The organism is Oceanobacillus sp. FSL W8-0428 (assembly GCF_038004405.1).
GTDB lineage: Bacteria > Bacillota > Bacilli > Bacillales > Amphibacillaceae > Oceanobacillus > Oceanobacillus sojae.
On the sequence record NZ_JBBORB010000001.1, the window covers coordinates 1 to 12192 of the forward strand.

Consider the following 12192-nt stretch of genomic DNA (forward strand, 5'->3'; position numbering starts at 1 on the left):
ATGGAGACGGAGGGAGTCGAACCCTCGTCCAAGAGTATCGGCACTCAAGTATCTACACGCTTAGTCAGTATATTATCATTCGCTCTCATGTCAGCCTACTGACAGGCTTTCATGGAACTAGTCTGATTAAGTTCTTCTGCCCATCCTCAGACGGTGGATAGCAGTATAGCCCGCTTCATTTGAGACCCTTCAATCTGCCACACGGGCGATGGCAGGAAGGATCGTTTTAGGCTACTTACGCAGCTGCTAAAACAGGTTGATTGTTTTCTTTGCCAATTATATTTAGGCGTAACGTTTTACGAGCCGTAACCTCGACGTGCAACTTGAGCTCAATCTACCCCTGTCGAATCCGTAACGTCCCCGTATAAAAAAATCACAGGGAATAATTAAACACATTTTAATTATTCAGTTATCCCTTGTTTCTATAGTAATAGCTGTTCAATAAACAGCATACTATGAACAGGGTACCTTCCATTATAACAAATCATGCTAAATTGTCAAATATGCTTCAGATTAACGCATATGGTCTTTAATAGCACGGTCCACATCGCGCTTCATTTGCTTACGTTTTAGGTCTTCACGCTTATCGTATTTCTTCTTCCCTTTTCCAAGTCCAATTAACACTTTTGCATAACCATTTTTAATATAAATTTTTAATGGGACTAATGCATACCCCTGCTGCTGAGTCAGACCAATTAATTTATCAATTTCCTTGCGATGAAGCAACAGCTTTCTTGAACGGGTCGGGTCGTGATTATAACGATTTCCCTGCTCGTATTCAGCGATATGCAAGTTAATTAATTGCACTTCCCCTTTTCTGTCAATCCGCGCATGAGCATCTTTAATGTTCACTCTGCCGTTACGAATGGACTTAATTTCCGTGCCCTGTAGAACAATACCCGCCTCATACGTTTCTTCAATAAAATAATCGTGGGAAGCTTTTTTATTTTGTGCAATGGTTTTTCCATTTCCTTTTGGCATCTAAAATCATCCTCTTCCATCGAACTTTTAAAAGTTCTTGTTCACATGGAAAGAAATCTCGCTCTCTCCCCGTATGAATCCTCTGTATATTTTACCAAAAAACCTGTCTTATCTCAAAAGTTTCATTCATTTGATGAACCTCTGCTCCCTGTGTGAAAAAACGATAAAATCTCCTAGGCAGAGATTTTATCGTTTTGGTTTATTCTTTTTCTTATTTTTAAGATTTGCTTTACCTTTTGGGTTTGCTTTACCCTTCACTTTTGGCTTTGCTTTTGATTTTTCTTTCGTTTTTGGTGAAGATTGGATAACCCGTCTGGAAGACTTGTCCTTTCTTTCCTTCCTGCGCGGTGAACCTAAGGATGTCAGTTCAAAATCAACTGTGTATTCCTCCAGGTTTACATCAGCCACCTTAATATCCACTTCGTCTCCAACACGGAATACTTTAGCTGTCCGTTCGCCAATCATCGCCTGACTGCGCTCATCGAAATGATAATAATCATCTGTCAAATAGCTGACATGAACCAGCCCTTCTACCGTATTTTCCAATTCGACAAACATACCGAAATTCGTTACAGAGCTGATAATGCCGGTAAATTCTTCACCAATCTTATCTTTCATAAATTCTGCTTTCTTCATATTATCGGTATCACGCTCGGCATCTACTGCCCGACGTTCCATTTCTGAAGTATGGCGGGCAATTTCCGGCATCCGATCCTTCCAATGCTTCATCGTTTTCTTATCCATCTTGTTTTCAATTAAATAAGTGCGGATTAAGCGATGTACAATTAAATCCGGATAACGGCGGATCGGCGATGTGAAATGTGTATAAAAATCCGTTGCCAGGCCAAAATGGCCAACACTATGTGGCGAATATTTTGCCTGCTGCATGGAACGTAGCATTAACTTGGATACAATCATTTCCTCTGGCTCATCTTTAATGGAGTCCAGCACTTTTTGAAGCTGCTGCGGATGGATTTCGTTAGCTGTTCCTTTTACTGAGATGCCAAGTCCAGCTAAGAATTCATAGAATTTCTCAAGCTTCCCTTCATCCGGATCCTCATGAATACGATGGATAAATGGTACATCCATCCAATGGAAATGCTCAGCAATTGTTTCATTCGCTGCCAGCATAAATTCTTCAATTAATTTCTCCCCGACGGAGCGTTCGCGAATGACCACATCAGTCGGATGGCCTTTTTCATCGACAAGCACTTTTGCTTCTTTAAAATCAAAGTCAATAGCGCCTCGTCCAAAGCGTTTCCCGCGCAAAATAGCTGCAAGCTTTTCCATATTCTCAAACATCGGAACAAGCGGCTCATATTTCTTGCGTAATTCTTCATCCTTATCTACTAAAATCTTATTCACATCAGAGTAAGTCATTCGTTCATTCGAATTGATAACACTTTGGAAAATTTCATGATGAACAACTTGTCCACTTGTATTAATCTCCATTTTACATCCCAGTGTTAAACGATCAACCTGGGGATTAAGCGAACAGATACCATTGGATAGGCGATGAGGAATCATCGGAATCACACGATCGACTAAATAAACACTCGTGCCCCGCTCAAATGCTTCTTTATCCAGCGGTGTCCCTTCTTTTACATAATGACTGACATCCGCAATATAAACCCCAAGCTCATAATTTCCATTATCGAGACGTTTGACACTTACAGCATCATCCAAGTCCTTGGCATCTGCTCCATCAATCGTAACGACAATCTCATCTCTCAGATCCTTTCTTCCATATATATCATTTGGATCAATTTCTTCCGGTACTTCATTTGCCTGCTCTATTACCTCTTCCGGAAAATCTATCGGGATTCCATGCTTATAAATAATAGAGAGAATATCAATTCCCGGATCATTTTTATGGCCTAGAATCTGAATGATTTCTCCTTCTGCACTTTTTCTTCCTTCCGGATATTTCGTAATCCGTGCAAGTACTTTATGACCGTCGATAGCCCCGTGTGTGTGCCCCTTAGAAATAAAAATATCATTTGGAATCCGTTTGTCATCTGCAATAACAAAACCAAAGGAACGATTATCCTCAAATGTGCCGACAACAGTAACTACTGCACGCTCTAAAATACGTATAACCTTTCCTTCCGGGCGGGAGCCTTCTGTATCTTTCTTTTCCAGACGTACAAGTACTTTATCCTTATTCATTGCAGATTCCATATCATTTGCATGGATATAAACATCCGTTTCATTTTCATCTTCCGGAATAAGAAAGGCAAAACCTTTTGCATGCATTTGAATGGTTCCCTTAATGAGATTCATTTTGTCAGGAAGTCCAAATCTGTTTTTCCTTGTCCGGACAAGCTCTCCCTCTAATTCCAGTTCATTCAGAGCAATGACCAGCTCTTTAAATTCTGATGCTTCCTCTAATCCCAGGGACTCTTCTAATTCTTGTACAGACAAGGGTTTGGTACTATTTTCTTTAATATAATCTAAAATTCGTTCTTTCATTATCTCACCTTCTTTCTATTTATCTTTCCTGCTTTATAGTTTATACTTCCCAATTTAAGTTTTCTAAAAACATATAGATATCTTCGTGAAGCTGTTCCTTTTCTTTATCCATTGTAATAACATGACCTGAATTCGGGTACCACTTAATCTCTTTTTGTGTAGATTCTACATTATTATAAATATAATTAGCACTGTCCTTGTTGATCATTTCATCCTTTTCTGCCTGGACAACAAAAGTTGGTGTATAGATCATATCAATATTTGATTTTACTTCTTTAATGGTAGCTCCTACACCCTTAAATAGCTCCTTGGAATTTTCCATTAATGTATCCAATTCTTCTTCAATAACAGCTTCATCCTTTTGTTCGAGCTGTTTAAATTCTCTGGAAAACTCCCGAAAACCCTTCGTCAGCTGCTCCTCATTATCAAAGAACATCGGTGCACACATAGATACCATACCTTTAATTTGCTCAGAATAAGCAAGTTTTAAACCTAATACCCCTCCAAGAGAAAGACCCGCTACAGCAATTTCCTTATAACCTAAATCCTTCAAATAGTTATATGCGGCTTTTACATCTGCCCACCACTGTTCCGGATTACTTTTAATTAATTCCTCCGGAGGGAGCCCGTGCCCACGATAAATTGGCGCATGGCTCGTATAGCCTTTCTTTTCTAAAAACCGTCCAAGCATACGGACATCTGCAGAATGACCTGTAAATCCGTGTAATAATAAGACAGCACGCTCTCCAGCTTCAAATGTAAATGGCTGCGGCAGCTTTATTTTCACAATCATCCATTCCCTTCATCTTCTCTAAATCATTTTTTCCAAATTCATTTCTAGTATACCCTGTATCGTTATAGAAGTGTGTTCAAATAGTACGATAAAATTTGCCGTGTCATTTTTATTGGACTTTTTAAACTTCCCCTTTAAGCGGAAATAAAAAAACCTTACCACAAAACTGTGATAAGGAATAATATTTATTGTAATACGTACGCTGCCAGGAAAGCTAATAAAAAGAACAGCACACCTGTAACAATTGTTAAACGATGAAGCACTAAATCAATTCCACGTGCTTTCTGTTTTCCAAATAACTGCTCTGCACCACCAGAAATAGCTCCAGAAAGACCAGCGCTTTTTCCAGACTGCAGTAACACAAGTGCAATCATAACGATAACGTCAATTACTAATAAAACATTAACCACAGTTAACAACATGTTTCCATACTCCTCCTATGTTCCGACAATCCCTAGTCTCTACTTTATCATACTTTGAATTTATTGTGCAAGGCAGATTTGTGAATTACCGGTGAAAATCAATATTTTATCAAAATGGAGAAGTATATGAATCCACCAGCATTTCAAACAGATAGCATTTGTTTGAAAACCTGTCTTCAAAGTATAATAAAAATAACAGCATTTTATAAAAATTCATATGAAGAATAACAGAGATAATAAAGGGGGAGACGAAATGCAGATGAAAGAAAATTGGCTGGAGGCCTCTGATGGCACCAGTATCTATATTAAACAGTGGCTTCCTGATAAACAAGCAATCGGAATCCTTCAGATTGCACATGGAATGGTTGAGCATATTGAACGCTATCACGACCTTGCTTCTTATTGTACTTCCCTCGGATTTATTGTTATTGGCAGTGATCATCGCGGCCATGGTAAAACCGGGGATAAAGGAATACAAGGATACTTTACAGAAGAAAATGGATTCCAGCGTGTTGTTACAGACCTTTATGAAATTATGCAATTTGGAAAAAAAGCCTTTCCACACCTCCCATACTACTTTCTTGGGCATAGTATGGGCTCCTTCTTAATGCGGAATTTTATTCAGCGTTACAGCGCTGAAATAGATGGATTAATATTAACCGGTACGGGACACTACTCCAGAATTGTCACAGCAGCAGGCAAAAGGATTGCTTCCTTTTTACCGCCTCTGAGTCCCTCTCCATTGATGAATAAGCTTGTATTAGGGAGCAGTAAAAAGCGGAATAAACACTATAAGCATGCATGGCTGACCAGAGATAAAACATTTGCAGCTTCCTACGAAGAGGATGCCTATACCGGCTTTATTCCAACAGCCCGTTTTTTCTACGATCTATTAGAAGGTATCTATCAAACAAGAAATCAAAAACTCAATCAAAGCATTCGTAAAGGCCTCCCTCTTCTCCTTATCAACGGAGATCAGGATCCGATTGGCCAATATGGAAAAGGTATATGGAAAACAGCTGTTCTTTTTCAAAAAAGCGGTATGACAAATATTACCGTTCTGGTTTATGAAGGAGGAAGGCATGAGCTGCTAAATGATACATGCCGGGAAGAGGTATTTGCGTTTATAGGAAACTGGCTGAAAACGCTCTGCAATACCAATAATTAACACTTCTTTCAAATACAGAAAAACACTTGCAGCTGGCATTTATTACTTGCACAATGACCTGCGCTAATTTAGTATATATATGTTATAATGATGTTTAAAGCTTTACTAAAGAAAGGATGCTCTCATGATGAAAAAAATGAATGGAATTGCTGCATCTAGTGGAATTGCCATTGCTAAAGTATATGAACTTAAGGAACCAGAATTAAATTTCGAAAAATCTTCAATTGATGATCCAGGAAAAGAGATTGAACGTCTTGACAGCGCACTGGAAGTTTCCAGAAAAGAACTGGAGAAAATCAAAGAACATACATTAAAAGAGCTCGGAGAAGAACATGCAGAAATCTTCTCTGCACATTTGCTTGTATTAGGAGATCCAGAGCTTATTAACCCGATAAAAGATAAAATCAATGATGATAAAGTAAATGCAGAAGCAGCTTTAGATGAGGTTGCTACAATGTTTATCGGGATGTTTAAAGGAATGGATAATGAGTATATGCGTGAACGTGCAGCTGATATCCACGATGTAACAAAACGTGTGATGTCTCATTTACTGCAGGTTACCTTCCCTAATCCAGCCTTAATTGATGAGCAGGTAATTGTCATTGCCAGAGATTTAACCCCTTCTGATACAGCACAATTAAATCGTGAATTTGTAAAAGGGTTTGCAACAGATATCGGCGGCAGAACTTCCCATTCAGCAATTATGGCCCGTTCATTAGAGATTCCAGCTGTTGTCGGCACAAAAGAAATTACCGGCGCAGTGAAAAAAGACGATCAAATTATTGTTGACGGAATTGAAGGAAAGGTTATTATTAACCCGACAGAAGAAGAAATTAAAGTATATGAAGAGAAGCAGGCTGCCTTTGCTAAGCAGCAGGCAGAATGGGCAAAATTAAAAGACGAGCCTACTTTCTCTGCTGATGGTGAACAGGTAGAGCTGGCTGCAAATATTGGTACACCTGATGACGTTGAAGGTGTTCTTAATAATGGCGGTGAGGGCGTCGGCCTTTATCGTACAGAATTCTTATACATGGGTAACTCTGAATTACCTTCAGAGGATGTTCAATTTGAAGCATATAAAACAGTGTTAGAAAAAATGGGAGACAAGCCTGTCGTTGTAAGAACACTTGATGTCGGCGGCGATAAGGAAATCAGCTATTTAGATATGCCGCATGAAATGAATCCGTTTTTAGGATTCCGTGCAATCCGTTTCTGTTTAGAAAATGAACATGTATTCCGTCCACAGCTTCGTGCTTTATTACGTGCAAGTGCATACGGCAATTTAAAAATCATGTTCCCGATGATTGCTACATTGGAAGAATTCCGTCAGGCAAAAGCATTACTGCTGGAAGAAAAAGAAAATCTTCAAAAAGACGGTGTAGAAGTTTCTGAGGATATCGAAGTTGGTATTATGGTAGAAATTCCATCTACTGCAGTTATTGCAAAACAATTTGCAAAAGAAGTTGACTTCTTCAGTATTGGAACAAATGACTTGATTCAATACACTATGGCTGCTGACCGTATGAATGAGCAGGTATCCTATCTGTATCAGCCGTACCATCCAGCAATTCTGAACTTAGTAAACAATGTTATTGAAGCAGCTCACGCAGAAGGTAAATGGGCTGGTATGTGTGGTGAAATGGCGGGAGATTCTACTGCTATTCCATTACTTCTTGCACTCGGTCTGGATGAATTCAGCATGAGCGCTACTTCTATCTTACCGGCAAGAACGCAAATTCTTGGACTTAATAAAAAGGAACTTGCAGCACTTAAAAATGAATTCCTTTCTCTAAGCACAGCAGATGAAGTTGTTGCATTAGCTGAAAAAACAATAAATAAATAAGATGATGAAAACCTGTGATTATTGTTTTGTCCAAACAATAATCACAGGTTATTTTAGTACATTCGGTACATTCCTACAGAATTGGGAGCTGTGTATTGAAATCCAAATTGTTCATATAATTTATCAGCCGGAATATCTGCAATCAGACTGACATATGAACCTTTGTATGTATGGCTATCTAAATAATTCATAATTTCCTTCATCACACGTTTTCCAAGCCCTTGTCCCTGATAGCTTGGTTTAACTACAATATCAACTACATGAAAAACAACTCCTCCATCACCAACAACTCTCCCCATACCTATTAACGTATCTCCATCATAAATAGATATAGCAAACAGAGTATTAGGAAGCCCAATTTCAATTGCCTTTCTTTCCTTGCTGCTGAGCCCGGCTTCTATTCTTAATTCATTAAATACTTCAACACCTGGTGTCTGATACTTAATTTGATAATGTTCATTCATTTCCTTGTCATCCTTTTCGACAGTTTATTCTATTTTAACATTTAAATATATATCCAAATAAGCTTCCATATAATATTTTCTTATCTAACCCTATTAAAAACCAATATTATACTTAAATAGTCTACAAAGCTATAATTAATTATAACGATAAAAATTACTGAGGAGGAGATGCGTTGGATTTTCATAGTAAAGATAATATGTACAGCTATACAAATCGTGAAGTCGATATGACATGGAAGGAGAAAATAAAAGAGCTGATTGATATTGCTTCTATTCACCAGGCTGCAGATATAGGATGCGGAGGCGGTATTTATTCTAAAGCTTTGGCTGATATCGGAATTCCCTCTGTATCAGGTATCGACTATTCCAAGCCGATTTTAGAAGGAGCCGTGAAACACTGCAGCAATTACTCCAATATTTCCTTTCAGCTCGGTTATGCTAATAATACCGGTTTAGAGTCGGGCAGTGCAGATTTCATTTTATCCAGAGCATTAATCCATCATATAAAAGACCTAGGTTCTGTATTTGTTGAAGCATACAGGGTATTGAAAAGTGATGGCTGTTATCTTATTCAGGATCGCACATTGGACGATTGCTTGCTGGAAGGAAGTAACGAGCATATTCGCGGCTACTTTTTTGAAGCTTTCCCGAAATTAAAGGAATTTGAAAAGAAACGAAGACGCTCCAGCGATAATATAAAATTAAGTCTTCAGCAAGCAGGTTTTCGAAAGATTGAAGAGCATCGTCTATGGGAAATAAGGAAGACATATAAAGACAAACAAGCACTCCTGGATGATATTCAATCCAGAGCCGGACGCAGCATCATGCATGAGTTATCTGATGCTGAATTGGCATCTTTAATTAACTATATCGATCAATCTATCGGTGATATAGAAGAGCTTGTGGAAAAAGACAGATGGACGTTGTTTAAAGCTGTGAAGGGATAAATTTTTATGAGCGGGCTTGTGCTACAACTTTTTTCAAGCCCGCGCTGCTATCCAGTATTTAAAAACATGAATATCACTATCTTTTTCTCGCTATTACAGTTCCTATCCCTGTAATCCAGATATAAGCAACAAAGAAAATCCACAAATAAGCAATAGATACTGATTCAGCTCCCAGAAGACTGAATATAAATATTCCCATAAATAATACAGCTAAGGAAACATAAGATACGTATGCGGAAAAACGAAATATATTATGCTTTACTCTTTCATCTGCTTCTGGAGTATTATCTTTTTTACGTTTGTACTTAATAAATGCAAATACTGCTAAAATAATTGCCCCGGTTAATCCCCCCAATAATACTTCATATGGAAATTCTTCCCCTTGAAAAAAGTAAAGATATCTTTACTAATTTCCGTTCTTTTATTAATCGAATAATGATATTACTTTTCTGTAAAGTGCATTCTAATCATCTAAAACTTTATAAGTACTCCTTTATCATCGATTATATAGCCGACGCCAGCCGTATAAAATAAACTGTAACCATTTATAAATCTCAACGTCAATTCATACTCATTTGCTTCGTCTCTTATTCTGTCTACATTATTAATCCGATATAATCTATACCCATCATTTATATATTGCTTTACTTCATCTCCTGCAATAATAAAATTCTGATTATCTTCAGGTATATATAATCCGAAAAATCAGTAAACTTATCCGGCAATTGCCCTGACATTTCAACCTCTATTCTTTCAATCGCATTCACCGAAGTTTCCGCATTGTCCTCAACCATCTCAGCAAAGTTAACGGGTAAAGAAAAAGTTAAGTTAAATATCCACATAATCAATGAAACGGCAATAATCAATAATAATATAAAATTAAATAACTTACTTAACTTTGATTTAGGCTCGTGCAAATAATACCCCCTCTTCTTTCAACATTTTCAGGCTGTTTAAATAACTCACAGTTATGGTCAATCATTATATACTTCTTATCAATGTGTATACCCTGATTTTTAAAATAATAAAAAAGCCACCCGTAAGGCGACTAAAAATTTTATTTATCTGATAAATTCTTCCTGATACTAATCCTATACTAGTTAGAACCATATCTAAAATAATCAGATCTCGCTTATGTATATTAGAAAGAGCCTCTCTTATTTAAATCGAGAGCTCTTTCCTTTAAATTCTTGTTAACGGGATTCTTCCTATAAAAAAATCTTATTTAAATTATTAATATTGGTTCTAGCACTTTCCAGCGGATCACCGACAAAATCTTCCTGTTCCACTATAAACCAGTTAACCCCATTCTCTTTTCCAACACGGTGCAATGTTTTTATATCAAGCATGCCCGCTCCTATCTCTATACTTCGTCTTTTACCGTTCTCTTCTTTCATATCTTTTATATGGAGAGATATAATCCGCCTCCCATATTTTCTGATAATATCAGTCGGGTCATAACCTGCGTGCGTTGCCCAGTAACAGTCCAATTCAATCTGTACAAGTTCCGGTTCTGTCTGACCGAATAAAAGATCAAAACCTGTTTCGCCATCATACGTCTCAAATTCAAAGTGATGATTATGATAAGCAAATATCATCCCGTTGTCCTTGCATATTTGTCCAATTTCATTTAATTTTTGAGCTGTCCGTTGATAATCTGCTCTAGTTTTTCGGTCTGTTTCAGGCAGCCAGGGACAAATCAGCAGGCTGTTCCCGATTTCCTGATTATAAGCAATCGTCTCTTTCAGCTTGTCCCCGGTCAATTCATCAAGGCCTGTATGACTGCCAGCTGCACCAATCTGTTTATTGTCCATTAATCTTTTCAAATTCATTGCAGGCGTCTGAAAGAATCCTGCAAACTGAACTCCCTGATAGCCCATATCTGCTACAAGGCTGATAGTCTCTAATAAATTATCTTCTGCTGTATCACGAACAGAATAAAGCTGCAACCCAAATTCACCCATAATTCCATCTCCCATCTGTTTGTAATTTCTTTATATAATCACTTTCATCCGATTGATTTGATAGAAATGCCATTTATAAATCAGCTTATTCAGCGAAAAATTTAACCGGTTCTCCTTTATCGGCAGATTCATAAAGTCCATTAATAATTTTTTGAAGAATCACCCCCTGTTCTGCCGTACTGATTGGCTGGTCCTCATTCAAACAGCAATCTATGAATCTTTCCATTTGCAATTCGTAATTATCTTTCGCCGGTAGAAAAGATGGTGTAGTATCTATTAATGTTTGATGTTTTTCCTGGTAAATTTTTAAAGGAAAAACATCTGCACCTCCGCTTTCACCCATCAAAGAAACAGACATTTCATCATGTTTCTCTGTATTTGCGGCAAACGCCGATTCCAAAATAATCGATGCTCCATTTTTAAACGTCACCATTCCCCGTGCCATATCTTCTATCGAGAAGTTCTCCCAGTCCCAATGTCCTGCCAAGCCGACACCCGGTTTATTGCCGAGCTTCTGATAAGTAACACCAAAAACAGTATCCGGTTCCGGGTATCCCATCAAGTAAAGGGCAGCATCCAGCATGTGCACACCAATATCAATAAGCGGGCCACCCCCCTGGAGTTCCTTGTTCGTAAAGACACCCCAGCCTGGGATTCCACGGCGTCGGATTGCATGTACCCTCGCAGCATAAATTTCACCAAGTTCATTTTCATCAATAAACCGCTTTAAAGTATCTACTTCCTGTGTATGTCGAAAACTCAGCCCATAAGTTAATATTTTCCCATACTGCTTTGCTGTTTCAGCCATTTTTTGAGCCTCCTCCACCGTCATCGCGGGAGGTTTCTCACAAATAACATGACAGCCTGCCTGAAGCGCTGCAATTGTCACCTCAGCATGAAACTTATTAGGTGTACAGACGCTTACGGCATCAAGCTCTACTTCCTTCAACATTTCCTGGTGATCTGTAAAAACTTGATTAATATTAAATGTTTTGGCAACAGCTTTCGCATTCTCTTTGGCCACATCTGTGATAGCAACAATTTCCACCTTGTTCTTTTGCTTTAGATAATTTGGGATATGCACCGTTGCCGCAATGCCTCCCGCTCCTATAATACCGACACGTAACGCCTTTTCCAT

General features: G+C 38.2%; 12 protein-coding genes and 1 other RNA gene. 3 read left to right on the forward strand and 10 right to left on the reverse strand.

Annotated features, from left to right (window positions below; translation table 11 throughout):
- The 5 genes from ssrA to secG all read right to left on the reverse strand — a co-directional run bounded on the left by ssrA (window position 1) and on the right by secG (window position 4668).
- Window positions 1–362, reverse strand: a transfer-messenger RNA (tmRNA) gene (ssrA, locus tag MKY30_RS00005).
- 151 nt (window positions 363–513) lie between these two features.
- Window positions 514–981: an SsrA-binding protein SmpB gene (smpB, locus tag MKY30_RS00010; protein ID WP_077601995.1), complete on the reverse strand. Its 468-nt coding sequence runs from the start codon at window positions 979–981 to the stop codon at window positions 514–516.
- Window positions 982–1167: 186 nt separating this feature from the next.
- A complete protein-coding gene (gene rnr, locus MKY30_RS00015) occupies window positions 1168–3453 on the reverse strand; it encodes a ribonuclease R (protein WP_341082465.1) in 2286 nt (761 codons plus the stop codon).
- Between the two features lie 40 nt (window positions 3454–3493).
- Window positions 3494–4240 carry an alpha/beta hydrolase gene (locus MKY30_RS00020; RefSeq protein ID WP_147210359.1) on the reverse strand — a complete coding sequence of 249 codons (747 nt, stop codon included), beginning with the start codon at window positions 4238–4240 and terminating at the stop codon, window positions 3494–3496.
- A 191-nt stretch (window positions 4241–4431) separates the two neighbouring features.
- A complete protein-coding gene (secG, locus tag MKY30_RS00025) occupies window positions 4432–4668 on the reverse strand; it encodes a preprotein translocase subunit SecG (RefSeq protein ID WP_077601993.1) in 237 nt (78 codons plus the stop codon).
- A gap of 253 nt (window positions 4669–4921) precedes the next feature.
- Between secG and MKY30_RS00030 the strand changes: the two genes are divergently transcribed.
- Together MKY30_RS00030 and ptsP are read left to right on the forward strand one after the other, a co-directional pair.
- On the forward strand, window positions 4922–5836 hold the full coding sequence (locus MKY30_RS00030) for an alpha/beta hydrolase (protein ID WP_341082466.1): 915 nt from the start codon (window positions 4922–4924) through the stop codon (window positions 5834–5836).
- A 127-nt stretch (window positions 5837–5963) separates the two neighbouring features.
- Window positions 5964–7679: a phosphoenolpyruvate--protein phosphotransferase gene (gene ptsP, locus MKY30_RS00035; protein ID WP_147210356.1), complete on the forward strand. Its 1716-nt coding sequence runs from the start codon at window positions 5964–5966 to the stop codon at window positions 7677–7679.
- A 53-nt stretch (window positions 7680–7732) separates the two neighbouring features.
- On the opposite strand, the gene MKY30_RS00040 is transcribed toward ptsP, so the two are convergent.
- On the reverse strand, window positions 7733–8143 hold the full coding sequence (locus MKY30_RS00040; RefSeq protein WP_147210287.1) for a GNAT family N-acetyltransferase: 411 nt from the start codon (window positions 8141–8143) through the stop codon (window positions 7733–7735).
- Between the two features lie 173 nt (window positions 8144–8316).
- Between MKY30_RS00040 and MKY30_RS00045 the strand changes: the two genes are divergently transcribed.
- Window positions 8317–9090, forward strand: coding sequence for a class I SAM-dependent methyltransferase (locus MKY30_RS00045; protein WP_339282626.1), 774 nt, complete (start codon window positions 8317–8319; stop codon window positions 9088–9090).
- 76 nt (window positions 9091–9166) lie between these two features.
- On the opposite strand, the gene MKY30_RS00050 is transcribed toward MKY30_RS00045, so the two are convergent.
- The 4 genes from MKY30_RS00050 to MKY30_RS00065 form a co-directional block, all read right to left on the reverse strand.
- Window positions 9167–9445, reverse strand: a complete 279-nt coding sequence (locus MKY30_RS00050; RefSeq protein ID WP_147210286.1) for a hypothetical protein — start codon at window positions 9443–9445, stop codon at window positions 9167–9169.
- A gap of 289 nt (window positions 9446–9734) precedes the next feature.
- Window positions 9735–10007 carry a hypothetical protein gene (locus MKY30_RS00055; RefSeq protein WP_339282627.1) on the reverse strand — a complete coding sequence of 91 codons (273 nt, stop codon included), beginning with the start codon at window positions 10005–10007 and terminating at the stop codon, window positions 9735–9737.
- A gap of 291 nt (window positions 10008–10298) precedes the next feature.
- Window positions 10299–11054, reverse strand: coding sequence for a sugar phosphate isomerase/epimerase family protein (locus MKY30_RS00060; RefSeq protein WP_341082468.1), 756 nt, complete (start codon window positions 11052–11054; stop codon window positions 10299–10301).
- 85 nt (window positions 11055–11139) lie between these two features.
- A complete protein-coding gene (locus tag MKY30_RS00065) occupies window positions 11140–12192 on the reverse strand; it encodes a Gfo/Idh/MocA family protein (RefSeq protein ID WP_147210283.1) in 1053 nt (350 codons plus the stop codon).